This window comes from Syntrophomonas wolfei subsp. wolfei str. Goettingen G311 (genome assembly GCF_000014725.1).
Taxonomy (GTDB): domain Bacteria; phylum Bacillota; class Syntrophomonadia; order Syntrophomonadales; family Syntrophomonadaceae; genus Syntrophomonas; species Syntrophomonas wolfei.
In genome coordinates this window covers 774,014-799,055 of record NC_008346.1, presented here as the reverse complement: position 1 = coordinate 799,055, position 25,042 = coordinate 774,014, and the positions used below count along the sequence as shown (strand labels likewise).

Sequence of the window (25,042 nt, the reverse complement as noted above, 5' to 3'; positions counted from 1 at the left end):
GAAAAAATAATAACCCCTCACTCCTCACCCCTTACTTCCAAAAAAACAAGACCCCTTCCGGGGTCTTGTTTTTTTGCTAAAATATATGCTCTTTTTTGACATAAGCCTTATGCTGCAACTGTCATAGACGGGCTTTGTCCAGGCTTATCTTCTTTACTCCATGGCTTTCCAAAGTACTTCAGCCACATCGAATACCTTGGTGCTTTCTTCGGCTTCAGCTGCTTTTACACCGTCAGCAATCATGGTCAGGCAGAACGGGCAGTTGGTGACAATCATTTCTGGATTCGGCACCAGCAGTTGGTCAGTTCTGGTGTCATTGATGCGCTTGTACTGAATACCATCTTTTAGTACGGCTTCTTCTTCCAGCCACATGCGTCCTCCGCCGGCGCCGCAGCAGAAGCCAAATTCCTTGGCTTTTTCAATTTCAATAACCTGTCCGCCTGCAGCCTTGAGGACATTTCTCGGTTGGTCGTAGACCCCGTTGTGCCGTCCCAGGAAACAGGAATCATGATAGGTCATCTTTACACCCAACGGCTTGCTGGGTTTCAGTTTACCTTCAGCTACTAGCTTGGCCAGTATTTCGGTGTAGTGATATACTTCATAATTGCCACCCATCTGCGGGTATTCATTCTTCAGAGCAGTATATCCATGCGGGCATACTACGATTATTTTCTTAACCCCGTAATTGTTGAAGGATTCCAGGTTCTGGCTTACCAGGGTCTGGTAAAGGTATTCATTACCCAGACGCCGGGCCGAGTCGCCGCAGCAATACTCTTCTGTTCCCAGGTAACCGAAGCTTACTCCGGCTTTGTTCAACAATCTTACCAGGGCTTCTCCCACTCTCTTATAGCGATCGTCAAAGGATACGGCGCATCCGGCATAAAGCAGATACTCGAATTCTTTGCCGTCTTCGGGTAGGAGATTTACCATCTCTCTGACGCCTCTCTCATCTAGCCATCCAGCACGACCGGCCCAGCCCACACCCCAGGGATTGTAGTTACGTTCCATGTTGGTAAAGGCCATCTGGGCTTCACCCGGCATGTCACCCTGCCACATAACCAGGTTGCGGCGCATTTCTACAATCTTCGGAATGTGCTCGATGAACATGGGGCAGTGCTCCATGCAGGCCCGGCAATTGGTGCAATCCCAAATTGTTTCACTGCCCACTACATCGTAGAGCAGGCTCTGTTCCATGGGATTAACCTCTTCAGCCGCAGCCTCTTCGGTCATAGCCATTTCTTCTACTTCCGCCCCACTGGCTTTAGCTGCCAGGAGATAAGGAGCTTTGGCATCAAGATGGGCTTTCATGTTTTGAATCAGAGTAATCTTGGGATTCAAATGTTTACCGGTATTATAGGCCGGGCAGTTTTCCTGGCATCTGCCGCAGCGGATACAGGAATCCAGATCCAACAGGTCTTTCCAGCCAAAATCTTCGATATTCTCCACACCAAAGGTTTCCGCTTCTTCAATATTGTATACCATCCGGTTGGCGGAAGGTTCCAGATCGCGGAAAGTATAGTTCAGCATGCTGGCAAAGATATGCCAGAGCTTAGTAAAGGGTACCAGAGCAATAAAGAGGAAAGCGATAGCCATGTGGAACCACCACAGTAATCGGTGCCACATCAGCATCGCATCCACACTCATGCTGCCGAAGAAACTGGCAAACATCCAGCCGAACGGTGATGCCGCTCTCTCATAAGCAATCTGTTGCATGGTAGTGGACAGCTTGATCTGAGCAGCAATTCTAAGTCCTTCAATAAAGTAACCGGTCAGCAAAATGGCAAAGATTAAAAGAATAATCCAGCCATCAGATGACTTGGTATCGTTTAAACGCTCTGGTTTTTGGAAGTACCTGACGAAACCCAGAACCATGACACCAATTAAAGCCAAAAAGCCGAGAACGTCAACAACCCAGGAAAATCCAATATAAAAATTGCCTTCCAGATGGGGCCAGCTTATCATGTTATGCATGGCATCTATGCCCGCAGCCAGGAATAGAACCAGGAATCCCCAAAACAGGAAAGCATGCATCCAGCCTGCCAACGGTTTTCTTATTACCCGGGCCTGGGCAAAGGAGAAAACAAACCAGGACCAAATGCGCTGTGCAATTTTATCATTCCGGTGAATCTCGCCTTTGGCCAGCAGCCAAACTTCTAACTTTTTCCAAAAACCAAAGAGAAATACACTAACGGGGATGAGCATTATAACATAAATAAGCCATTCGTAGGGAATGTTGGCCCCAACGACACGCATCGGGACATCGTAACCACCTTCTAATGGGTGAAATCCAAAAATCATTATCCAATTCCCTCCTTAATAAGCAAGCAAAAAAAACAAGGTTATTACTGGATATACGTTTGACGTATATCCAGTAAACACCATCCCCCGGTTGTTAAATAACTATTTCTTTAGTTCACTTACCAGAGTCGGAATAACCTTGAACAAGTCGGCAACCACGCCAAAGTCAGATACATTGAATATCGGAGCTTCGGTATCGGTGTTGATAGCCGCAATAAATTTGGAGGAAGACATTCCTGCCAGGTGCTGGATAGCTCCGGAAATTCCAGCTGCTACATAGAGGTTGGGGTTAACTACTTTTCCGGTCTGTCCTACCTGCAGTTCATGTCCCAGCCAACCAGAGTCAATGGATGCACGAGATCCGCCAACGGCAGCACCCAGAAGGTCAGCTAACTGTTCCACCAGCTTGATTCCATCGGGGCCCTTGCAGCCACGGCCACCGGATACAACTACATCAGCCTCAGTAAGTTCCGGACGGGCTGAAACAGTGGGAACAAAACTCTTCACAGTCTGGTAAACATCAGCAGCAGTAGCGGCTACAGCGGGTTTTACCACTGCGCCGGCGCCAGCGGTGTTGCCAACTTCACATACGCCAGGGCGAATGGTGCCCAGAACGGGCTCGCCAGCAACTTCAACTTTGGCCAGGGCTTTACCAGCATAGATGGCTCTGGTGAATACACCTTTGCCTGCGCTTACTTCTACCTTAATAGCATCAGTGGCCAGACCTAACTGCAGCTTCTGCGCCAGTCTGGAAGCAAAATCTCTGCCATTGAAGGTATGAGCAAATAACACTGCATTGGGCTTGAACTCGTTAATCATAGCTACCATCTGAGCTACATAAGCGCCGGTGTTGTAGTTGGCGAATACATCGTCCTCAACAACATAAACCTTGTCCGCACCATACTTGGCAAATTCGGGAGCCAGAGCTTCAACGCCCTTTCCGAAAACAACAGCAGCTACTTCATCGCCAAATTTCTTGGCTTCTGAGAGCATCTCAAAAGTTACCTTACGGATATTACCGTCTCTTTGTTCTACAAATATCCATGTCCCTGCCATCAATTACCCTCCTTTTATTTTTAATAAGGTTTTTTAAAGCTATTTTACTTCAACCTTAACCGTATTCTTCATCCACTCTGCCAGCTTGGTGGCGCATACTTCAGGCTCGTCTTCGATCTTGATACCAGCAGCCTTGGCCGGGGGCAGGCTGAATTCAAGGATCTTTACCTTGCTCTCAGCAGCCGCAGCAGCTGCGGTGGCAACCGGTTTCTTCTTGGCAGCCATAATACCCTTCATGGACGGATAACGGGGTTCATTCCAGCTAACCTGGCTGGAGATTACCGCCGGAAGGCTTACTTCGGTTACCTGAGTTCCGCCATCAGCTTCACTGGTGCAGGTGGCCTTGCCGCCAGCAATTTCAACAGCAGTGATAACATTAACATGGGGCAAGCCCAAAATCTCGGCTACGCGGGTAGGAACCTGGGATGAACCATCATCAGCCGCAACATGGCCGGCGAGAATAATGTCTGGGTTCTCTCCTTTGATAGCCTCGGCCAGGGCAACGGCTCTGGCAAACTCATCAGCAGCAGTATCCTGCTGTACCAGTATTCCCCGGTCAGCACCCATAGCCAGGGCGGTACGAATGGCATCCATAGCTTTGTCGGAACCAGCAGCAACAACCACTATTTCCTTGGCTACACCCTTTTCTTTCAACTGGATGGCACCTTCGACAGCTACTTCGTCATAGGGATTAATAATCAGGTTGATACCAGCATCGGCTATTTTGCCATCCTTCAATTCGATCTTGGCTTCTGTGTCAAATGTTTGCTTAACACACACTAGAACCTTCAAGTTCATTCCTCCTTTTCACTAATTGTTTTCAGGGTTCTTTTCAACCATAATCTGGTTTTTACGTACTGCAGTTGTAGCTTACCACCCCCATGAACGGATATTATATGTTCTTGCCTACGGCAATTTTACCGTCAAAGCCCCCGGTGCTGAACCCGGCCTTGACTTAAAATACAATCAACATTAACCTTTCGCCATTTATATCGTATTTCCTGCTTTTTGGATTGGATAGACAAAGTTTTTTCTTCTATAGATAATGATTAATATTTCTGGTAAAAAAAGGTAGCTATGGATTTCAAGTTTAGTTCCCGGGCCTGAAAAATCTGTTCGGTACTGCCGATGAAAAGTACTCCACCGCTTCTAAGCGAGTTCGAAAATCTTTGATATAGCTTGAATTTGCTTTCTTCTGTAAAATATATTACCACATTACGGCAGAGAATAAGGTCATAGTCCCGGGGAAATAAATCCCTTAAAAGGTCATGCTTCTGAAAACTAATCATCTTTTTCAGCTCATCTTTGGCCTGGTAATAACTGCCCTGGTTTTCAAAATACTTTTTCAGCTGCTCCGGAGAAAGACCTTGTACCACCTTATTGGAGTAGATTCCCATACCTGCCTTCTCCAGTACTTCGCTGTCCAGGTCGGTGGCCAATATGTTACCGGACAGGGGAAAACCCTTTTCCTTAAACATGATGGCCAGGGAATAGGGTTCTTCACCCGTGGAACAGCCTGCACTCCAAACCTTCAGGCTGCTGCGCTCCTTAAGCAGCAGGGGAATTATTTCCTTCTCCAGCACTTCCCAGTGATTGGCGTTACGAAAGAACTCGGAAACATTAATGGTAATATGGTCTAAAAAGCGGCGATAAACCGCTTTGTCACTGTTTAGCAAATCTACAAAGCTTTTGTAGTCGGGAGCATTTACCGAGCGCATAAAACTATTGATACGCCTCTCCATCTGCGGTCGCTTGTAAGCCTTTAAGTCTATCTTGCTAAGGGCTTCAAACTTCTTGATAAACCACTCCCAGTCCAGGACATTTTCCACCGGCCTCCCCTCCCACCTCGGTTGTTGAACGGTTGTTTAGCGGTTGTTCAACCATCGTTAAACTATTGTTCAACTATCGCTAAACTACTGTTCAACCATCGTTTGCTGCAGGGCCTTATCTATGGTTTTTAGGGTCTTCTCAACATCCCCTTCGTCATGAGCAGCGGAAATAAAGCAGACTTCAAACTGGGATGGGGGGAAATATACTCCTCCCTGCAACAACTGCTGGTGAAAACTAGCATATTTGCCAGTATCGGAGCGCATGACCGAGGAATAATCCCGGACTTTGTCCCCGGTAAAGAAAAGGGAAAACAGGGATGCTACCCGGTTCATGCTTAATAGCCCATCGTGCTGGGCCAGGATCTGATTCAGTTGCCCGCAAAGGCTGGCCGCAGTGCTTTCCAGTAGCTCGTAGCATTTACCCGCCCGCAGAATCTTTAGAGTTGCGCTTCCCGCAGCCATAGCCAGGGGGTTGCCGGAAAGAGTACCGGCCTGGTAAACGTCCCCCTCCGGGGCAATCCTCTCCATAATCTCCTTTTTGCCCCCATAAGCTCCTACCGGTAATCCCCCGCCGATTATCTTGCCCAGGGTGGTCAGGTCAGGCTCAATATTCACTATATTCTGGTAACCGCCAAAACAGAAGCGGAAACCGCTGATTACTTCATCAAAAATTAACAGGGCACCGTATCTTTTTGTTATCTGCCGGAGGCCTTCCAAAAAACCGGGCTCAGGCAGTACCAGGCCCATATTGCCCGCTACGGGCTCCACTATTACGGCAGCAATATCCGCCGGGGCTTGTGCAAAGAGTCTTTCTACTGAATCCAGGTCATTATAGCGAGCCACCAGGGTATGCCGGGCAAAGGCTTCGGGCACCCCGGGACTGGTCGGCACTCCTGCGGTCAATAATCCTGAGCCGGCCTGTATTAGAAAATGATCAGCATGTCCGTGATAACAACCCTCAAATTTAACGATATGGTTCCTGCCGGTAAAAGCCCGGGCCAGGCGCACCGCACTCATGGTGGCCTCGGTTCCGGAATTTACCATGCGTACTTTTTCCACCGATGGTATGGCCTCACAAATTAATTGGGCCAGCTCTATTTCCTGTTCACAGGGAGCGCCAAAGCTGCTGCCTTTTTCCGCGGCTTCACAAATAGCCTGTACCACCTGGGGATGGCTGTGTCCTAAAATCAGTGGTCCCCAGGAGCAGACATAATCTATATACTCATTGCCATCCACATCATAAATCTTGGAACCGTGGCCCTCCTTGATAAATAGAGGATTGTTTCCCACGGCCTTAAAAGCTCTGACGGGACTGTTTACGCCCCCGGGAATATATTCCCGGGCCCTGGCAAAAAGTTCGATCGACCGCTCTGTTCTCATAGTACTCCCTTTCTCGTTCTCGCAGGCATGGACGCAGGCATGGGGACAGTTCTCTTGCCTACTACCATATGCTCAAAAATACTGCATGCTTTCTTTTTTTAATTCTCTACTACTTCTTATTATAATGTATTTTCCTATCCCTGTTTGCAAAGAAATTTCCTCAATGATTTCCGCCAAGCGTTCTTCATTCTTTACATGAATCATGGAGAAAATGCTGTAATCAAAATCAGGCGGAACTTCCCGGATATAGCAATGGCTGATTTCTTTATAGCCGGCCATTATCTTCCCGGCCCGGTCAGCTTGTTCTTCATTCTCGAGCTTCCACGCCACCATGGCGTTTACCGCAAACCCGGCCTGGCGATGACGCAGGACGGCTCCCATCCTTCTTAAGAATCCTTTTTCCCGGAGTTTCTTTACGCGAAGAACAATTTCTTCTTCGCTGAGCTCTAATCTCTCCGCCAGGTTCTTATAGGGACGCGATTCCAGGGGAATATCCCCCTGCAAAAAGCGCATTATTTCTCTGTCAGTACTATCATAGGGCATCAGTCTCACTCATTTCAAAGGAAACTTTTATCTTATATACCTGCTTCGCCGGCATACTAATTACTTCTATTCCGGCATCATTTTGCAGGGATTTAAGTATCTGCATAGCTTCATCTTGCGAGGGAGCAGTCAGGGTAAACCACATATTGTATTCGTGGTCGCGAATATAATTATGGGTTACTCCTTTTTGCTGGTTGATTATCCCGGCCACTTCATCAATGCGCTGCTCCGGTACCTTGCAGGCACAAAGGGTGGAATAGAAACCCAGGCTTCTGGCATCCATTATTCCCCCGATTCGCCGAATTAAGCCGCTTTTTTTCATAGCCTGAATCCGGGCTATGACTTCATCTTCATCCAGATTTAAACTCTTGGCCACATCACGGTAGGGCGAGGTAGTCAAGGGAAAATCTGCCTGCAATATATTTAATATTTCCCGATCAGTCCTGCTTAATTCATTCATCTCTTTCATCTCTTTCTGGCATCCGGGGGCTGGTAAAGGCACCACTCATCTTCGGCCATGTAATCTCCGTTGCTGTAGTAATAGGCGCGGGCGCGGCAGCCTCCGCATTTGTCTTTATAGTCGCAAATACCGCATTTGCCCTTGTAGTCCATGGTTCTCAGCTCCTGCAGCATGGGGTTTTCCGCCCAGATGCGGTCAAAGGCTTGCTCTTTCACATTGCCCAGGGCTATGTCCAAATAGGCACAGGGCTGTACATCACCCCGGGGGCTTATAATGCAATAAGTGATTCCTGCCAGGCAACCCCGGGAAAAGCGCAGGGAAAGCCCCTTCTTCTCCCCGATGCGCATGAACTGGGGGGCGCAGGTGGGCTTCAGCTCTATGGGGATTTTCTTTTGTTTGTCCATCAAGCGGGCAATGGTCTTCTCATATTCGGCCACGCGCAGGGCTTCTTCTTCTATATCGGCTCCTCTGCCGGTGGGTACGAGGAAAAAGACATGGTAAGCCATGGCTCCTATTTCTATGGCAAAGTCGCAGATGGCTTCCAGTTCGTCTACATTCCAGTCCATTACGGTGGTATGGACTTGAAAAGGCAGGCCGGCGTCTTTTAGGTTCTGCATCCCTTCGCAGGTGAGCTGGAAAGCGTTGTCCAGCTTGCGAAAGGCATTGTTCTTGGCGGGATTGAGACTGTCCAGGCTGACCCCGGCGGCCATAAATCCGGCTTTTTTTAGCTTTTGGGCTACTTCCGGGCTTATGAGGCTACCATTGGTTCCCATAACTACCCTTAAGCCTTGCCGGGTGGCATATTGCCCGAGTTCAAAGATATCGGGGCGCATCAAGGGTTCTCCGCCGCTGAAAATCATTATGCGGAAACCGGCTTTTTTTATTTCTTCAATGAGTTTTTTGGCCTGCTCCGTGCTAAGCTCGTCCTCGAGCCGGGCCCCTGCATCCCGGTAACAGTGGTCGCAGAACATATTGCATTGGTTGGTGGTGTTCCAGGATACCAACATATTAAACCCTCCTCCGGGAGAATAATCAATATGGGTGTTACACCATACTTCGCTAAAGTCGTTTGTATATTTTTACATCTCATATGCATTATCCAACAAAAATATTTAAGCAGTGGAATCAATTTTTCCCTTACAGCTTTTGCAAAACCCGGGCGGCGTCTTTGGCAAAGTAAGTTATTATCAAATCAGCTCCGGCTCGTTTTATGGAGGTAAGGGCTTCCATCATTACGCGCTCTTCATCCAGCCAGCCGCAAGCAGCGGCAGCCTTTATCATGGCATACTCCCCACTGACATTATAGGCAGCCGTAGGGTAGGCAAATTTTTCTTTGACGGCTTTTATTACATCCAGATAGGGTAAAGCCGGTTTAACCATCACTATGTCGGCTCCTTCTTCGATGTCGAGAGCTACTTCACGCAGGGCTTCCCGGATATTGGCTCCGTCCATCTGGTAGCTTTTGCGATCCCCGAACTGGGGCGCGGAGTCGGCCGCATCCCGGAAGGGTCCGTAAAAGCTAGAGGCATATTTGGCGGCATAGGCCATAATGGGAATATCTTTATAGCCATTATCATCCAGTTCTTTTCTTATATATCCGATTCTTCCATCCATCATATCAGAGGGGGCTATAATATCACAACCGGCCCGGGCATGAGACAGGGCTTCCTGGGCCAGTAAACCCATGGTGGCGTCATTATCTACCACGCCTTTTTGGTCAATAAGCCCGCAATGGCCGTGGTCGGTATACTCACAAAGACAGACATCGGTGATTACCAGCATTTCCGGGCAGATCTTCTTTATGAGCCGGGTTGCTTCTTGTACTACTCCATTGTCCTGGTAGGCGGAGCTGCCCACACTGTCTTTATGTTCGGGCAGGCCGAAGAGGAGCACGGCGGGAATCTTCAGTGAATCTATCTCCTTTATCTCCTCGGGCAAGCGATCTACGGAGAACTGAAAAACTCCGGGCATGGAGTTAACTGGTATTTTTTTGTCCTGGCCGTAAATAACGAAAAGTGGATAAATGAAATCGCTGCTGCGCAAAGTGGTTTCGCGCACCATGCGGCGCAGGGTTTCGCTGCTGCGCAATCTTCTCATCCGCTGTATAGGAAATCCCATTTCTACCGCCCCTCCTTTATTATTTTTAGTTGTACAAAATATTGATTCTATTGCATGAAGTTATTAATATTCATTGACTTGTATAAATATACCGCTCCAGCGTCCTTAATAGCGACCGAAGGGAGCATCAGTTGTGCCCGACAGGGCGCTACGCATGGGAACACCTGCGGCTTGTCTCACGGCTCAAGGGGTACCGCGCTAATCTCCCGTCCATGGAGGCAACCTTAATAGTGACACCCGCAGGGTGGAACATCAGGCGTACCCGGAGGGTGAAGCGCTCTCGCGACATCCTGTCGCTCGCCCCCTTTCGCCTGCTCGCCTTCGCCGGGTGTTGCATCCATGCTTCGCCAACGCTCGCTTTGTATATTTATGCAAGCCTTATGCAACTAAAGGGGTTTTTACCCGTTACCCTTACCCCTTACCCCTCACTTCATTTCAGCTTGCGTCAGATAGCAGGCGGGGTCTTCGGCCCAGAGGTCATCATAGACCGCGCGGGCCCGAATACGGCAGCCGGAGCAAAGGGATTTGTAACTGCAGTCCCCGCACTTGCCTTTTACATGCTTTTCTTTTTCCCGCAGCTTTATCATCAACTCGTCATCCGAGGTCCAGATTTCACTGAAGGGTTTTTCTCTGATATTACCCACGGTGTAGTCCTGCCAGAACTGGCAGGGGTGTACATTGCCGCGGGGGTCGATATTGGCAAATTTGGTTCCGGCGGAACAACCGCCGTGCATCTGCAATAATTGTTCTATTTCTTCCTGGCGCTCGGGCTGCTGTTCTTTTATATAATTCAGCAGGAAGATGCCGTCAGCATGGTTATCGGTGGTCAATATCTCCACTTCTACCCCTTTTTCATAGAGTTCAATGGTTTTTTTACTGACCAGTTCCAGTATATCGCGTTTTTCCCCGATGCTGGTGTCCATATCGGCCATTTCCCGTCCACGCCCGGCATAAACCAGGTGATACATGCAGAAGCGGGGTATGCCTTCTCTTTCGATAATTTCGAATATCTCCGGCAAATCGTCCTGGTTATACTTGTTGACCGTAAAACGAATGCCCGTCTTGACGCCGTTATTGAGGCAAGCCTTGATTCCCCGCAGGGCATCAGCAAATGCTCCGGGACGGTTTCTGAACTCATCGTGGGTGGCCGGAGCCCCGTCTATACTAATACCTACATATTGAAAACCAGCCTTTTTTATCTTACGGGCCACTTCATCATCGATCAGGGTGCCGTTAGTGGAAATCACCGGCCGCAAACCTTTTTCCGCCGCCATTTGTCCCAGCTCGAAGATATCCTGCCGTATCAGGGGCTCGCCCCCGGAAAAGAGCAGTACCGGAACTTTCATCGCGGCTAGGTCGTTAATCATCTCCCGGGCTTCTTCCGTGCTCAGTTCGTCCTGGTACTTGCGGTCTTCGGCTTCTATATAGCAGTGCTTGCAGCGCAGATTGCAGCGGTTGGTCATGTTCCAGACCACCAGGGGCCGGTTGCGGTCCGAAAACTGCAAAAGCTGGGGAGGCACAGTGCCTTCATGTCCGCTGTATTTGATTACTTCGGAAACGGTGGCCGTTCCGCAGAGCAACTTGGTGCATCCTATCATAATAATTCTCCCTCCCTAAGACTTAAAGGTCTGCCAATATGGCTTCCAGCAATCCATTAATGGTGTACTCTTGGGCCAGGATATCAACATTAAAACCGTTTTCCCTGGCGGTGTCGGCGGTTACCGGACCGATACAGGCTACCTTGACCTTTCCTTTTAATCCGGCGATGTTCTCCGCCCCGATTATTTTAACAAAGTTGCTTACAGTTGAGGAACTTGTAAATGTTAGATAATCCATATTTCCGGCAATTATATTCTTCAGGGTGGCCTGGCTAACCTGGCTGGCAGCAATGGCCTGGTATAAATATATTTCGTTGACATGGGCTCCCCAGCGGCGCAGGGTTTCGGGCAAAATGCTCCTGGCTCCCCGGGCCCGGGGGAGGAGAATCCACTGCCCGGGCTTGATTCGATCTCTTAATTCCTTAAGGATGCCTTCCGCCCGGTAATCTTCCGGTACGACATCCACCCGTAATCCTCTGTTCAGCAGTTTATCGCGGGTAGCAGGGCCGATAGCGCCCAGTTTTATACCTTGCAAATCCCGGATATCCAACCCGGCCTGCCGGCTCTCGGCAAAAAATATATCCACTGCATTGATGCTGGTAAATATTATCCATTCATACTGGCCAATATTCTTAAAGGCATTATGCAAGGCTGCCAGGTTCTTCTCTTTTTCTATTTTAATGGAGGGAAATTCTATGGCCTGCCCTCCCAGGTCTCTGATTCTTTCCACCAACTGGCTGGCCTGGGCGCGGGCGCGGGTTATGACTACTCGTTTTCCCCAGAGGGGTTGGCTTTCCAACCAGTTCAACTCTTCCCGTAGCTTCACTACTTCCCCTACCACTATAACGGCAGGAGGTTGAAAACCGCTTTCCTTTACCCGTTTAACGATATTTTCCAGGGTACCGCTTAAGACCTGCTGCTGGGGAAGGGTTCCCCACCTTATTAAAGCTACAGGGGTGCTGGGCTCCCGACCGTGGCTGATTAAATTATCACAAATGAACTCCAGGTTCTCGACTCCCATCAGAAAAACCAGGGTGCCGATGCCGCTCGCCAGCTCCTGCCAATGAATGGAGCTTTCCTGCTTACCGGGCTTCTCATGCCCGGTAATTATAGCCAGGCTGGAAGTGGCATCCCGGTGGGTTACCGGTATTCCGGCATAGGCTGGTACGGCGATGGCCGAGGTAATCCCGGGTATCACTTCGAATCTATGGCCTCGCTCCTTCAGATACAGGGCTTCTTCGCCGCCCCGGCCAAAGAGGAAGGGGTCGCCCCCTTTCAAACGGGCTACTATTTTGCCTTGAGCGGCTTTTTCGGCCAGCAGGGCGTTGATTTCATCCTGGGACAAGGCGTGCCGGGATGAGGCTTTGCCAACATAAATGAACTCGGCGTCCGGATCGGCCATGGATAGGATTTCATCTCCCACCAGCCGGTCATAGACTACTACTTCGGCTTTCTCCAGTACTCGTTTGCCTTTCAGGGTGAACAAGCCGGGGTCTCCGGGTCCGGCCCCGATAAGGTACACCAGTCCTTTTTTCTCCATATATCATCATCTCCCAAGAAAGTGAGGGGTGAGGGGTGAGGAGTGAGGAGTTATTACCTCTGCACCCGCTTACTCACTTATCAACATTAAATTATCTGTGACCCCACTGCAAAAACCTCAATTGTTGCAGAAGGGTTGCATAAATATACAAAGCGAGCGTTGGCGAAGCATGGATGCAACACCCGGCGAAGGCGAGCAGGCGAAAGGGGGCGAGCGACAGGATGTCGCGAGAGCGCTTCACCCTGCGGGTACGCCTGGTGTTCCACCCTGCGGGTGTCACTATTAAGGTTGCCTCCCATGGACGGGAGATTAGCGCGGTACCCCTTGAGCCGCGAGACAAGCCGCAGGTGTTACCCATGCGAAGACTGCGAGCGGTATATTTATACAAACCTATGAATATTAACAACTTTTTGTAGTTGAACCCCATCATTTCCTAGTTTCACATAGAATGGCGGCTCCGCCTTGCTGCAGGAGGCTGCGGGCGAGCTCACGCCCGGCTTCTTCGGCCTCCGGCGGGGAACAATCGCTGGAGCCGCTATATTTTTCTTTTCCGTCCAGGGAGGCAATAAGTCCCCGGATATGGAGCTGTCCTCCCTGCAACTCGGCCAGGGAAGCCACCGGCACCTGGCAGCCTCCTCCCAGCTCGTGCAGAAAACCTCTTTCTGCCTGGCCGGCGAGGAAGGAATCCTGGTGGTTTATTCTGCTTAAGAGCTTTAAAACATCCTGCTCATCTGACCGGGCTTCCACTGCTATCATTCCCTGCCCTACCGCCGGCAGAACCAGGTGAGCCGGGAGATAATCGCTTATCATCTCTTCCAGGCCCAGTCTTTTGACTCCGGCACAGGCCAGAATGATTCCATCCAAATCCTGTTCTTTCATTTTCCGGATACGGGTCTCGACATTACCCCGCATATCTACCAGCTGCAGGTCCGGACGCCAGGCTTTGAGCTGGGCGATGCGGCGCAGGCTGGAGGTTCCTATTAGCGCAGCCTGGGGCAAGTCCGCCAGGCTATAGTTTTTGTGCGAGAGCAAAACATCCCGGGGGTCTTCCCTTTCCAGCACGGCTGCTATACATAAGCCGGGCGGCAACTCCGAGGGCAAATCTTTCATACTGTGAACAGCGATATCTATTTCTCCGTCCAGTAGTTCTTTTTCGATTTCTTTAGTAAAAAGCCCCTTATCTCCTATTTTGGAAAGGGCTACATCGAGTATCTTATCACCGGTAGTTTTGATGGTCTTTATTTCCACCTTGAGATCAGGTATGGAGCTTTCCAGGAGGGAGGCCACATGCCGGGCCTGCCATAAAGCGAGTTGGCTACCCCTGGTTCCCAATCTCAAATTTCTCATATTTTTCATACTCCTCATTGTCTATTTGCAGGGCGAAGAGCTTTTTTGCCACTTCGGCATAAAGATGCCCCTGCTGGGTGGCGGCTAGCTCTCTAAGATTCACCATGGGGAAATGCAGGATTTGATTAACTATGGAATTGGCCATGGAGGCTATTATGTTCTGCTCCTGTTCCGATAGTTTCCCCAAGCGGTTGCAGGCCCTTCTTATCTCATTTTCTTTGATAATTTCCCCTTTTTGCTTAAGGGCTTTTATTACCGGGACTACATAAAGACTGCCCAGCCAATCATTAAATTTCTCCAACTCATCAAGTATTATTTTCTCGGCATCCTGAATCACGCTCTGCCTTTCCTCATAGCCGGCATCCACTACATTTTCCAACTGGTCAATATCATAGAGGAACACGCCGGGAATATCTTTTAAAGCCGGGTCGATATCCCGTGGGACCGCAATATCTATCATTATTATTTTTCGACCCTGGCGGGATTCCAATACCTGGCGGCAGTTATCCTCCCTGAGCACATAGTGGTTGGCGGCTGTACAGCTTATTACTATATCCGCCTGGCTCAATTCAGTGGGCAGTTGGTTAAAATATACCGCCCTACCGTTAAAGTTTTCTGCCATCTTTACCGCTTTATCATAGGAACGGTTGGAAATAATAACCGACTTTAGTCCGTTGGACATTAAATAGCGTATGGTGGTTTCACTCATTTCCCCGGCCCCGGTTACCAGGACGCTTTTATTGTCTAAATCACCCAGTATCTGGCGGGCCAATTCCACCGCAGCATGGCTTACGGAAAACGGATGCCGGTCAATGTCGGTATCCGTTCGTACTTTTTTGCCCACATAAATGGCTCTCTGAAACAGAGCGTTAAGCACTCCATCAGAAGCACCGGCTTCCATAGCGTTTAGATGGGCCTCTTTGACCTGACCCAGTATCTGGGGTTCGCCCATAATCATGGAGTCTAAACCGGAAGCCACCCGGAAAAGGTGCAGGATGGCATCATAACAATTGGGCTGGTAGAGATATTTTATCAAATCTTCTTCATTCATATGGGCATATTTGCTCAGGAAGGTTTCTAAAGCTTCAAAGCCTTTTTGAATATCCTTCGCGGTAGCATAAACTTCCGTACGGTTGCAGGTGCTAAGTATAACGGAGGCTTCCAAATCCGCATGGCTCTTTAGTTCCTGGTAAGCCTGCACTAGCTCTGCTCCGCAGATGGAAAACCTCTCCCGCACCTCTACCGGAGCTGTTCTATGATTTAATCCCGCCAGGAGGACATACATGCTTCAATTCGCTCCCTTGCCTTATCTTTTTCCCCAGCCTTGAGTAAATCCAGTACCTCAGAATAGACCAGGTTCTCAAATATCTTCTTGCGCACAGTAATATCAGGAACCTTTTCTTTTATCTCTTCCCTGATTTCCCCCATTATTTCGACAAATTCCCCATACGCGGGGCTAATGGTATTTTCCAGTTCTTCCCGCAGCCTCCGGGCAAAAAAAGGGCTCTTCCCTTCGGTGGAAATAGCCAGTACCAGCGAACCGCGACGGACAATGGACGGTACATAAAAGTCACAATTAGGGGGGTCATCAACGGCGTTGATCAGTACCCCTGTTTTACGGCAGGCTTCTACTACGGCCTGATTCACGCTATTATTATCCGTGGCGACAAAAGCCAGAAATACTCCCTGCAGGTCACTTTCGCAAAAGTCCCGGGCTTGCCACTGGATAATGCTCTGCTCGGCCCACTCTTGTATCCTTGCGCGGGCTTGCGGGCTTACTACCCGAATATTCATGCCATAATCCAGTAGATTTTCAATTTTCCTTTCCGCAACCTGCCCTCCACCGACAACCAAGCCGGTTTTGGCCTTTAAATCCAGGTAGATAGGAAATAGTATGGCCCTCAACCCCTGTTTCGTTAATATAAACTTTAAACTCACTTTCCTTCGGTAGTTGTTGTCCCTATCTGGGGGGATTATTAAAAAGAGGTCTGAAATCAGACCCCTTATTTATCCTTTTTCTCTTCCAGTTCTTCGAAATCCTCTTCTTTGGCTTTTCTGAAGTTCTGTAAGGCACTTCCCAGTGACTTGCCTACTTGAGGCAATTTCCCCGGTCCTACAACTATCAAAACAATAACCAGTATCAAAAGTAATTCCCATGGTCCGAAGTTTCCAATAAAGCCGAACAAAGTGCTCCCTCCTTTGTCTCTTACTGTTTTACTATTTTTTCTGATATCTTTCTGGAGAAATGTATATTATCACAGGTGATAAAATGCCTGTCCCTTCCTCCACGCTTAGTGCTATTATGACAAAAAGCATTTCCTTTGTAAAGCAGAACAAAATCCCATAACAACGCCATATCTAGCTTTCATCTACTGTAGCTTGCTCCTCGCCTTCTTTCTCCTCTTCAGGCTTTCTGGGCTGTTCTTCCCTTTCTGGTTCGGGCTCTCGGGGTTCTTCACTCTCTTCCTCTTCGGTTTTTTTCCTCGGTTTGGCCATTTTAGCCACGATTATGCTTACTTCATATAAAAAGTATACGGGTCCGGCCATCAGCATCTGGGAGATGGGGTCCGGTCCGGGGGTAAGGGCGGCGGCAATTACTACTATGGCTAAAAGGGCATACTTTCTGTTTTTGCTTAAAGTTTCGGCTTTAATAATTCCGAATTTGGCCAGGAAAAATACTACCACCGGCAGCTCAAAGACCAGGCCAAAGGGAATGGTAAAGGCGGTTACAAAGGAAACATAGCGTTCCACAGTAAACATGTTTTCCAGACTGGGTCCCTGCATATAAATAAAGAACTTTAGAACCAGGGGAAGTATGCCAAAATAGGAAAAAAGAATCCCGGTGGAAAAGAGCAGAACGCTTACCGGAAGCAGTACATAAACATATTTTCTCTCTTCGGGATAGAGGGCAGGCTTGAAAAAACGCCAGATAGCCCAGGCTACCACCGGAAAGGCCAGAGCAAAGCCCGCATAAAAGGCCAGTTTAAGCTTTATAAAAAATGCTTCGGTTACACCGATTACTACCAATCCTTCGCCTAAACCAGACAAGGGGGAAATAATTACGGACAGTATCTCTTCGTTATAGTAAAAACAAAAGACTGCCGCTGCTATAATAGCAATAATGCTTATTATCAAGGACTTGCGCAGCTCTTCCAGGTGCTCAATTATGGTTTGTTTTTCTTCAGGGGTTAAATCCTTTAGTAACGCCACAATTTCGCCTCTACTTCCTAAAACTCACGAGCGAGAATAAAATCAGCGATATTATAGAGATTCTTTTTCACCGGCAGTTCGGGCAGGAAGGCCAGTTGTTTTTGGGCTTTGCGCGCGAAATGCCGGGTTATATAATAAGAATAGTCTATGCCATCGGTATCGATAATAATATCAATAATTTTTCCGGTTTCATTCCGGCAGGCTTCGGGTGAAGCCAGTAGCTGAGCGAGCTCTTCCCGCCTGGGACTATATCTTAAAGCATAGAGGGTGGGCAGGGTAATTACCCCTTGCTTGATATCGCTTCCCGTGGGTTTGCCCAAAACCTGTTCATCCGCGATAATATCGAGGATATCATCAGTAACCTGAAAGGCCATTCCCAGGTAATAACCATAATTCCTCAAAGCCCTGACTTCTTGCTCCGGAGCATTGGCTATCATGGCTCCCAACTGACAGCTGACGGAAATCAACAAGGCCGTCTTCCTTTCAATTCTGCGCAGGTAATTCTTAAGCCCCAGCTTGACATTATAGCAGCTCATCATCTGAATTATTTCGCCTTCACATATTTTCATACTGGCTTCGGCTAGTACATCTACCACATTGCTGCGCTCGTAAGTGGCAATTAAAGACAAAGCCCGGGCAAAGATAAAATCCCCGGCATATATGGAAACCCGGTTTCCCCAAGCGCTTTTCACAGTTTCCGTTCCTCTCCGGGTTTGGGAATTGTCGATAACATCATCGTGAACCAGACTAGCCATGTGAATGAGCTCCAGTCCTACTGCCAGGGGAATTACTTCCGTTAAATCATCCATATAAAAATGAGCCGACAGCAAGGCGAAAGCGGGCCGTAGTCTCTTGCCTCCAGCCTTAATCAAGTGTACCGCCGATTCATTAAGCAATTCTATTCGGCTGTCCAGCTTTTTGCTTAGCTCCTGCTCCAGCAGTTCCATTTCTGTAGATATGGGGTTAAAAAAATTGAAATTTGCCATATCGTTCCTCTTTTTAGCACAATCGTTTTTTATTATATAATTTAAGCTTAAATATTTCCAACTTATTTTTAAAAAGTGAGGAGTGAGGGGTCTCACTTGTCAACTTAATCACTTTTTAATCTGTCCAGCATAACGCTGAAACAAGTCATGGGGGATTTGCATGGCATCCAGTACCTTTCCTACCACGAATGATACCATGTCTTCTATAGTCCGTGGTTGATGGTAAAAAGCCGGCATTGCCGGGATAATGCTAACCCCCATTTCCGACAGGGTCAACATGTTTCTCAGGTGGATGGAATTTAGGGGTGTTTCCCTCGGCACCAAGAACAATGGCCTTCTTTCTTTCAACATAACATCGGCGGCTCTTTCCAGGAGAGTGCGGGAACTGCCCTGGGCGATAGCAGAAATACTGGCCATAGTGCAGGGTATCACTACCATGCTGTCACAGATAAAGGAACCACTGGCCGGAGCTGCGGCAATGTCTGAATTATCGTAAAAAAATATCTTCCCCGGAGGAAGATAGCGTTGCAAGCTAAGAGCCAGGGAGTCCTGACAATCCCAACCCAATTCCTGTTCCATGACAATTCGGGCGGCATCGCTGGTAATTAAATGAATTTCGCTATTATCTTGCTTCAGCAATTCTTCGAGCAGGCGCAGGGCATAAACTGCACCGCTGGCACCAGTCAAAGCTATAATATATCTCGGCACAAAATCCTCTCCCAAAGTCATAATTTGAAAAGTGAGGGGTGAGGGGTGAGGTTACTGCTGCTACATTTTACTATATATCATGCAATCGCCTTTACTCTCACTCACTTTTCATCAGTAGTTGTGACCCCCTGGCCATGGGTGGTTAGTTTGATATTGAACAGTTCAGTGGGACAAGAGACCTGTCCCCATGTCCCTCTCGGCAAGTCCGTCCACCGTCTTCCGTCTTTAGATTGGCCTGCTCTAAAGGAAAATATCCAGTAAGGCCATAATAAATATAATCAAGCCTACATAGTGATTTATTTTAAAAGAAGCAAAGTTAACCCGGCTTAGGTCACCGGGTTTTACAATCCCGTGTTCATAAATCAAAATAATCCCTACAAAAGCTACCCCAGCATAATATAATAAACCGAGATTAAGGATTAGTCCATTCAATAATAGAAGAACTATGGTAAAAATATGAAATATCGCAGAAAAAAGCAGAGCTCCCTTTATGCCGAAGCGGGCCGGAATAGAATACAAACCATTAGCCCGGTCAAATTCGATATCCTGACAGGCGTACATGCTGTCAAAACCTGCAATCCAACAGGCTACAGCCATCCCCAAAATAACCGGTTGCCAGTCCGGGGTTCCGGTTATGGCAAACCAGGCACCAACGGGGCCCAGGCCTATGGCCATCCCCAACAAGAGGTGGCAGCACCAGGTAAAGCGCTTGGTATAGGAGTATAGCCACAGGGCCAGAACTGCCAGTGGCGAAAGTTTTAAACAAAGGGGATTCAAACGAGAAGCAGAATAAAAGAGCAGGATGGTAAAAAAGAGCACCAAAAGCCATACCAGGGAAAGGGGCAGACGACCGGCTGCCAGAGTCCAGTCGGAAGTACGGGGATTGGCCCGGTCAATGTGACGATCAATAAGACGATTAAGACATAAGGCAGCAGTGCGGGCACTTACCATGGCTACGGTAATCCACAGCAACTGGGACCAGGTAGGCATGCCCTGAGCTGCCAGAAATGCTCCCAGGTAGGCAAAAGGTAAGGCAAAAAGGCTGTGGCCAAAGTCCACCATATTAAGAAATTCGCGGATCTTATTCAAAGCCGTATTCACTCCATCTTCTGCTTACCATTTCCTTTATTTCCGGGCTCATAACGATATCTTTCGGCCATTCCCGGCTATGTCCTTCGCTCATCCATTTTTTAGTAGCATCAATGCCCATTTTAGAACCTATCAGAGGCAGGGGGGCCGAGTGATCCAGTACATCCAAAGGCCCTTCTACTATCATGGTATCTCTTCTGGGGTCGACATTGTTAAAGACCTTCCACATTACTTCGGAGACATTCTGCACATTTACATCTTCATCTACCACGATTATGAACTTGGCAAACATCATTTGTCCCATCCCCCATAAGGAACTCATTATTTTACGCGCGTGTCCGGGGAAGGATTTCTTGATAGCCACCAGAACACAGTTGTGGAATACTCCTTCCATGGGAAGATGCATGTCTACAACTTCGGGAAGCTGCAGCTTTAAAAGAGGGAGGAAAATACGCTCGGTGGCCAGAGCCATGTAGCAGTCTTCCTGGGGCGGCTTGCCTACGATGGTGGTGGGGTAGACAGCGTTCTTTTTATGGGTGATGCATTTTACATGAAAAACCGGGTATTCATCGGCCAGGGAATAATAGCCGGTATGGTCCCCGAAGGGGCCTTCTATCCGGCGCTCGTAAGGGTCAACGTAACCTTCGATTACGATTTCGGCATCAGCCGGCACTTCCAGGTTTACGGTCTTGCATTTCACCAGCTCTACCGGTTTCTTGCGGATAAATCCGGCAAAAATAAGCTCATCAATATCCTTGGGCAGGGGTGCGGTTCCGGCATAAGTGATGGCGGGATCGCCGCCCAGAGCTACCGCTACTTCGGTGGCCTGCCCTCTTTGACAGTTTTTACGGTAGTTTTCGGCTCCGTCATGATGGGTGTGCCAGTGCATTCCGGTGCTCTGCCCATCAAAAACCTGCAAGCGGTACATGCCTACATTGCGCTTTCCGCTTTCGGGGTCTTTGGTATATACCTGGGGTAAGGTGATAAAACGTCCGGCATCCTCAGGCCAGCATTTAAGTACGGGAATTTTATCCAGCGATGGATTTAAGTCTACTACTTCCTGGCAGGCTCCACTTTTCACCATGCGGGGCAAAAAAGAGGATAATTGTGCCAGTTTGGGCAAGACCTTGACCTTGTCCAGCAATGATTGCGGAACGCTGTCGGCTATCTCCAACAGGCCCATAATTTCAGTGGCCAGATCATCCAATTTATCTACCTGCAGGCTCAGGGCCATTCTCTTTTCACTGCCAAAAGCATTAATGAGGACCGGCATATCGGAGCCTTTTACCTTTTCAAATAATAGGGCGGGTCCATAGTTTTTGCTTACCCTATCGGTAATTTCAGTAATTTCCAGTTCGGGATCAACTTCAACGCTAATTCGTTTAAGCTCCCCTTCGCTTTCCAATACCTGAATAAATTCCTGTAAGTCTTTATAGGCCATAGCCGTCCAACCTCCCTATTATTTACTTACACGGGGATGGGGGTTACGCGAGGGACGGTCCTTTGGTCAAACTCATATGACCAAAGGACCGTCCCCGTATCACCTGCCCCTGTCACCCCTTGACTCAACTATACCACTGCAACATTTTCTATGTTACATAGAAGCGAATGTACTTCATTAATAGCTGCTTCCAAATTGCTATTTACCATACGCTGGTACTGATTAATTATTTTATAGTTCCTTTCGGCTTCATGTATATAAACCAGCACTTCCTCGCGTGATATATCACAGTTCATTAATTCTATCGACATCCCTAGATTCAGTCCTAGTTGCCGGCAATTCTCCAGCAGGATTCCCTTCATTCCAGATAAGTGTCCGGCTGTCTCGAAAGCCGTAGCATAGATGGAACCCCGGGTTTTCTGCAAAACATCCTTATGAGCAGCCTGTAGTTTCCGTTCCATTACTTGACCTTCATTTATTTCAGCCATCATGACTGCAAAAAGGCCTACCAGTTTGTCCGCCCCGGCCTCAACTAAAAGCTTGAGCATGCGCCCAAACATATAATCACCGATTAGGATAGCAAACTGCAAATCCTGGTCGTATTTTTGTCCTTCTTTATCATCTTTTACCATACCATGAATGCTGTTGGCGAGATAAAGGGTTTTAAATATATTGGTCATGGAAATAGAAATACTTCTATCCAGACCCAGGTATCTATATACTATATAAACCAGGGGAGGTAGTTGATTCCAGGTAAAGTCTTCGTTAAGCATTTTAATATAGTTATAAATATCATCCCACCAGGGTAAAAGATTCTCTTTAAAGACCTTGTCTACATCTATAAGTTCAGTTCTAAGTTCCCTGGTAAAACTATATTTGATTCCCATTCTGTCCTCCTTAACAGCGGCAAGCCTGCCTGTACTTAGTACATTATACAGGATTGGCGGAATTCTTGCCCTGAAAATTTTTGTTTATTTTTATTTTTTGACGAAAGGGGATTTTGATGCCCCTGGTAAAAGATACATGGAAAATGAAAATTTTATTTTTTACTAGCAGGTATTTTGTTTTTTTCGCAGAAAGACATTTATAGAACCTTTATGTAGTTTTTTAATCTTTCTAACTACACTAATTAACCCGCTTTTTTACTTAGTTTTTTTTAAGAGGAGGTGAGCTGGACTTTTAGTAAAAGTTAATTCGGTTCTGACTTAGATAAAAAATTGGCAGAAATCAGCGATATAAATAGAAAATGTTCTGGTTCATGTCATGGTCAGACCGGGAAAAATCCGTTGTTTAAAGAAAGAAAAAATTTAAGGGGGAATACAAACAATGGCAGAGATTAATGAAGTAGTAGTAGTTGGTATGGCTAGAACTCCAATCGGAAGATATTTGGGTGGCCTGGCAAGCGTAAGGGCTAATGACCTGGCAATAATCGCCGCTAATGCAGCAATTGAAAGAGCTGGCGTCGATCCTGGGATTATCGATGAAATCGTAGGCGCCACTTGCCTGCATGCCGGCAATGGCTCCCTTCCGCCCCGTATTATTGGTATGAAAGTGGGACTGCCGGTTAGAAGCGGCTCCTGTATGGTAAGCCAGAACTGTGCTTCTGGTATGCGTGCCACGGAAATTGCCTGCCAGAACATTATGCTGGGCAAAACCGATATATCCCTGGTAACCGCAGTGGAAAGCATGTCCAATATCCCTTACCTGCTGCAACAGGCCCGCTCTGGTTACAGAATGGGCGATGGCAAAGTGCAGGATGCCATGCTGTCTGATGGTCTGGTATGTCAGCTGGCTGGAGGACACATGGGAATGACTGCGGAAAATATTGCCGAAAAATACGGTATCACTCGGGAAGAATGCGATGCCCTGGCTCTGACCAGCCACCAGAATGCGGTAAAAGCTGTTGACGAAGGTATATTCGATCGGGAAATCGTACCAGTAGTAATAAAGAGCAAGAAAGGCGACAAGGTTATTTCCAAGGACGAGCATCCCATCAGAGGAGCCAGCCTGGAAACCATGGCCAAGTTGCCCCCGGCGTTTAAAAAAGGCGGAGTAGTAACTGCGGCCAATGCTTCCGGCATCAATGACTGCGCAGCTGCTGCAGTATTTATGTCCAAAAAGAAATGCGAAGAGCTGGGACTGAAACCCTTGATGAAACTGGTTGGCATTTGCAGCGAAGGTGTCGATGCCAAAGTTATGGGACTGGGTCCGGCTGTAGCCATGCCCAAGGTTTTGAAACAAGCGGGCTGGAAATATGAAGATGTGGATTACTGGGAAGTAAACGAAGCCTTTGCTGCTCAGGTTCTGGGCGTAGTGCGCATGCTCAAAGAAGAAGCCGGCATTGAGCTGGACTTCAGCAAGACCAACCACAATGGTTCCGGAATCGGACTGGGCCATCCCGTTGGAGCTACTGGTCTGCGCATAATTGTCAGCATGTACTATGAACTGGAGAGACTGGGCCTCACCAAGGGCGGTGCTTCCCTTTGTGTTGGCGGCGGCTCCGCTATGGCTTCTCTCTGGACCAGAGATATATAAGTATAGTTATAAGTATAGTTACCTTACGGGACAGCGGCATCGCCGCTGTCCCTTTTAGCGACACAAGGGGACAGTTCTTTTGTGTTATCCCCACGTATCTCCCCTTCCCATGACAGGGAGACACAAGGGGACAGTTCTTTTGTGTTATCCCATGTATCTCCCCTTCCCATGACATAAAAGAAACTCCCTTATGCCACGTTTTCCCACAGAAAAGAACCGTCCTCTTGCCTCCGCATGGGTAACACCTGCGGCGTGTCTCGCGGCTTATGGAAATATGGAAATAGTAGGAGTCAGAAAATAAAATCAGGCCCTGCTTTATTTTTCAGCAAGGCCTGCTAATTATAAACCCAAGTCTTTTTTAAGTTACTTCGGTCTACTAAAATAGTATCCCTCCTACATATTTGCCACCAGGCGTTCCTCCGGCTGCTCCATCAACCCTCGTTTTACTTCCGATGCCTTCATATCGCCGGCACTAAACATTTCCGCCACATAGTTGCAGGCATCCCAGGGGTTAACTCTATCTCCGCAAGTAAATACATCAAGTGCCGCATATCCTAGTTCGGGCCAGGTGTGAATCGCCAGGTGAGATTCCGAAATTACAACTACTCCACTCACTCCCTGCGGGCTAAACTTGTGAAATACGAATTCTCTTATTTCAGCGCCAGCCTCTAAAGCAGCGTTGACCATGATATCCTCTACTTTCTTGACATCATTCAACACTTCAAATCGACATCCGTATATTTCAGCCAATACGTGACGCCCCAAAGACTGCAATAATGTCTCCTCCCTTCAGTTTTTATTTAAAAATCCCAGACCTCCTTCCTTAACTTAAAACGTACATGTAGAATTTTAGCATATTTCTGCTCCATGTCAATAAAACCGGGAAGTTTTTTTTGGCTGCTTT

At 47.9% G+C, this 25,042-nt stretch carries 23 protein-coding genes; 1 reads left to right on the top strand and 22 read right to left on the bottom strand.

The genetic code is table 11. The features are described 5' to 3' along the window. Positions 1-153: 153 nt before the first annotated feature. From SWOL_RS03525 to SWOL_RS03420, 21 genes are all read right to left on the bottom strand, one after another. Entirely contained in the window at positions 154-2,298 is a 2,145-nt protein-coding gene (locus SWOL_RS03525; RefSeq protein ID WP_011640127.1) for a heterodisulfide reductase-related iron-sulfur binding cluster, read from the bottom strand. 102 nt (positions 2,299-2,400) lie between these two features. Then, positions 2,401-3,354, bottom strand: coding sequence for an electron transfer flavoprotein subunit alpha/FixB family protein (locus SWOL_RS03520; RefSeq protein ID WP_011640126.1), 954 nt, complete (start codon positions 3,352-3,354; stop codon positions 2,401-2,403). 39 nt (positions 3,355-3,393) lie between these two features. Continuing rightward, complete coding sequence (locus SWOL_RS03515) at positions 3,394-4,146, bottom strand: electron transfer flavoprotein subunit beta/FixA family protein (protein WP_041427355.1); 753 nt, start codon at positions 4,144-4,146, stop codon at positions 3,394-3,396. Between the two features lie 257 nt (positions 4,147-4,403). Further along, entirely contained in the window at positions 4,404-5,183 is a 780-nt protein-coding gene (locus tag SWOL_RS03510) for a CheR family methyltransferase (protein WP_011640124.1), read from the bottom strand. Positions 5,184-5,267: 84 nt separating this feature from the next. Then, positions 5,268-6,563 carry a glutamate-1-semialdehyde 2,1-aminomutase gene (hemL, locus tag SWOL_RS03505; RefSeq protein ID WP_011640123.1) on the bottom strand — a complete coding sequence of 432 codons (1,296 nt, stop codon included), beginning with the start codon at positions 6,561-6,563 and terminating at the stop codon, positions 5,268-5,270. 72 nt (positions 6,564-6,635) lie between these two features. After that, positions 6,636-7,106 carry a siroheme decarboxylase subunit beta gene (gene ahbB, locus SWOL_RS03500; RefSeq protein ID WP_011640122.1) on the bottom strand — a complete coding sequence of 157 codons (471 nt, stop codon included), beginning with the start codon at positions 7,104-7,106 and terminating at the stop codon, positions 6,636-6,638. After that, on the bottom strand, positions 7,096-7,575 hold the full coding sequence (ahbA, locus tag SWOL_RS03495; protein WP_242649357.1) for a siroheme decarboxylase subunit alpha: 480 nt from the start codon (positions 7,573-7,575) through the stop codon (positions 7,096-7,098). Before ahbA ends, ahbB begins: the two co-directional genes overlap by 11 nt. Next, the gene (gene nirJ2 / locus SWOL_RS03490; RefSeq protein WP_011640120.1) at positions 7,572-8,573 is read right to left on the bottom strand and encodes a putative heme d1 biosynthesis radical SAM protein NirJ2; all 1,002 of its coding nucleotides are present in this window, start codon (positions 8,571-8,573) and stop codon (positions 7,572-7,574) included. Before nirJ2 ends, ahbA begins: the two co-directional genes overlap by 4 nt. A gap of 130 nt (positions 8,574-8,703) precedes the next feature. After that, positions 8,704-9,684 carry a porphobilinogen synthase gene (gene hemB, locus SWOL_RS03485; protein ID WP_011640119.1) on the bottom strand — a complete coding sequence of 327 codons (981 nt, stop codon included), beginning with the start codon at positions 9,682-9,684 and terminating at the stop codon, positions 8,704-8,706. Between the two features lie 425 nt (positions 9,685-10,109). Further along, positions 10,110-11,282: a radical SAM/SPASM domain-containing protein gene (locus SWOL_RS03480; RefSeq protein ID WP_011640118.1), complete on the bottom strand. Its 1,173-nt coding sequence runs from the start codon at positions 11,280-11,282 to the stop codon at positions 10,110-10,112. 22 nt (positions 11,283-11,304) lie between these two features. Next, positions 11,305-12,822, bottom strand: coding sequence for a uroporphyrinogen-III C-methyltransferase (gene cobA, locus SWOL_RS03475; protein ID WP_011640117.1), 1,518 nt, complete (start codon positions 12,820-12,822; stop codon positions 11,305-11,307). Between the two features lie 426 nt (positions 12,823-13,248). After that, positions 13,249-14,169 (bottom strand): hydroxymethylbilane synthase, encoded by a 921-nt coding sequence (hemC, locus tag SWOL_RS03465; protein WP_011640116.1) that lies wholly within the window; start codon positions 14,167-14,169, stop codon positions 13,249-13,251. Further along, entirely contained in the window at positions 14,138-15,454 is a 1,317-nt protein-coding gene (hemA, locus tag SWOL_RS03460; protein ID WP_041427351.1) for a glutamyl-tRNA reductase, read from the bottom strand. The genes hemC and hemA overlap by 32 nt, the downstream gene beginning before the upstream one ends. Then, positions 15,430-16,074 (bottom strand): precorrin-2 dehydrogenase/sirohydrochlorin ferrochelatase family protein, encoded by a 645-nt coding sequence (locus SWOL_RS03455; RefSeq protein WP_049750091.1) that lies wholly within the window; start codon positions 16,072-16,074, stop codon positions 15,430-15,432. The genes hemA and SWOL_RS03455 overlap by 25 nt, the downstream gene beginning before the upstream one ends. A 98-nt stretch (positions 16,075-16,172) precedes the next feature. Further along, complete coding sequence (gene tatA / locus SWOL_RS03450; protein WP_011640114.1) at positions 16,173-16,355, bottom strand: twin-arginine translocase TatA/TatE family subunit; 183 nt, start codon at positions 16,353-16,355, stop codon at positions 16,173-16,175. 172 nt (positions 16,356-16,527) lie between these two features. Further along, positions 16,528-17,379, bottom strand: coding sequence for a twin-arginine translocase subunit TatC (gene tatC, locus SWOL_RS03445; RefSeq protein ID WP_011640113.1), 852 nt, complete (start codon positions 17,377-17,379; stop codon positions 16,528-16,530). Positions 17,380-17,396: 17 nt separating this feature from the next. Further along, positions 17,397-18,365: a polyprenyl synthetase family protein gene (locus SWOL_RS03440; RefSeq protein WP_011640112.1), complete on the bottom strand. Its 969-nt coding sequence runs from the start codon at positions 18,363-18,365 to the stop codon at positions 17,397-17,399. Between the two features lie 108 nt (positions 18,366-18,473). Continuing rightward, positions 18,474-19,094 (bottom strand): UbiX family flavin prenyltransferase, encoded by a 621-nt coding sequence (locus SWOL_RS03435; RefSeq protein WP_041427349.1) that lies wholly within the window; start codon positions 19,092-19,094, stop codon positions 18,474-18,476. 219 nt (positions 19,095-19,313) lie between these two features. Further along, entirely contained in the window at positions 19,314-20,162 is an 849-nt protein-coding gene (locus tag SWOL_RS03430; RefSeq protein ID WP_011640110.1) for a UbiA-like polyprenyltransferase, read from the bottom strand. After that, positions 20,155-21,603 carry a menaquinone biosynthesis decarboxylase gene (locus SWOL_RS03425; protein ID WP_011640109.1) on the bottom strand — a complete coding sequence of 483 codons (1,449 nt, stop codon included), beginning with the start codon at positions 21,601-21,603 and terminating at the stop codon, positions 20,155-20,157. Before SWOL_RS03425 ends, SWOL_RS03430 begins: the two co-directional genes overlap by 8 nt. Before the next feature lie 128 nt (positions 21,604-21,731). Next, a complete protein-coding gene (locus SWOL_RS03420; RefSeq protein ID WP_011640108.1) occupies positions 21,732-22,490 on the bottom strand; it encodes a polyprenyl synthetase family protein in 759 nt (252 codons plus the stop codon). A gap of 439 nt (positions 22,491-22,929) precedes the next feature. Here SWOL_RS03420 and SWOL_RS03415 point away from each other — a divergent pair, with 439 nt between their 5' ends. Next, positions 22,930-24,138 carry a thiolase family protein gene (locus SWOL_RS03415; protein WP_011640107.1) on the top strand — a complete coding sequence of 403 codons (1,209 nt, stop codon included), beginning with the start codon at positions 22,930-22,932 and terminating at the stop codon, positions 24,136-24,138. A gap of 393 nt (positions 24,139-24,531) precedes the next feature. Here SWOL_RS03415 and speD read toward each other — a convergent pair whose 3' ends face one another. After that, on the bottom strand, positions 24,532-24,912 hold the full coding sequence (gene speD / locus SWOL_RS03410) for an adenosylmethionine decarboxylase (RefSeq protein ID WP_011640106.1): 381 nt from the start codon (positions 24,910-24,912) through the stop codon (positions 24,532-24,534). Between the last annotated feature and the right edge of the window lie 130 nt (positions 24,913-25,042).

Coding starts and splice junctions, on each gene's coding strand:
- SWOL_RS03525 (WP_011640127.1), bottom strand. CDS start 2,298: ATGATTTTTGGATTTCACCCATTAGAAGGTGGTTACGATGTCCCGATG.
- SWOL_RS03520 (WP_011640126.1), bottom strand. CDS start 3,354: ATGGCAGGGACATGGATATTTGTAGAACAAAGAGACGGTAATATCCGT.
- hemL (WP_011640123.1), bottom strand. CDS start 6,563: ATGAGAACAGAGCGGTCGATCGAACTTTTTGCCAGGGCCCGGGAATAT.
- ahbB (WP_011640122.1), bottom strand. CDS start 7,106: ATGCCCTATGATAGTACTGACAGAGAAATAATGCGCTTTTTGCAGGGG.
- ahbA (WP_242649357.1), bottom strand. CDS start 7,575: ATGAAAGAGATGAATGAATTAAGCAGGACTGATCGGGAAATATTAAAT.
- nirJ2 (WP_011640120.1), bottom strand. CDS start 8,573: ATGTTGGTATCCTGGAACACCACCAACCAATGCAATATGTTCTGCGAC.
- hemB (WP_011640119.1), bottom strand. CDS start 9,684: ATGGGATTTCCTATACAGCGGATGAGAAGATTGCGCAGCAGCGAAACC.
- SWOL_RS03480 (WP_011640118.1), bottom strand. CDS start 11,282: ATGATAGGATGCACCAAGTTGCTCTGCGGAACGGCCACCGTTTCCGAA.
- cobA (WP_011640117.1), bottom strand. CDS start 12,822: ATGGAGAAAAAAGGACTGGTGTACCTTATCGGGGCCGGACCCGGAGAC.
- hemC (WP_011640116.1), bottom strand. CDS start 14,169: ATGAGAAATTTGAGATTGGGAACCAGGGGTAGCCAACTCGCTTTATGG.
- hemA (WP_041427351.1), bottom strand. CDS start 15,454: ATGTATGTCCTCCTGGCGGGATTAAATCATAGAACAGCTCCGGTAGAG.
- SWOL_RS03440 (WP_011640112.1), bottom strand. CDS start 18,365: ATGGCAAATTTCAATTTTTTTAACCCCATATCTACAGAAATGGAACTG.
- SWOL_RS03435 (WP_041427349.1), bottom strand. CDS start 19,094: ATGACTTTGGGAGAGGATTTTGTGCCGAGATATATTATAGCTTTGACT.
- SWOL_RS03425 (WP_011640109.1), bottom strand. CDS start 21,603: ATGGCCTATAAAGACTTACAGGAATTTATTCAGGTATTGGAAAGCGAA.
- SWOL_RS03420 (WP_011640108.1), bottom strand. CDS start 22,490: ATGGGAATCAAATATAGTTTTACCAGGGAACTTAGAACTGAACTTATA.
- SWOL_RS03415 (WP_011640107.1), top strand. CDS start 22,930: ATGGCAGAGATTAATGAAGTAGTAGTAGTTGGTATGGCTAGAACTCCA.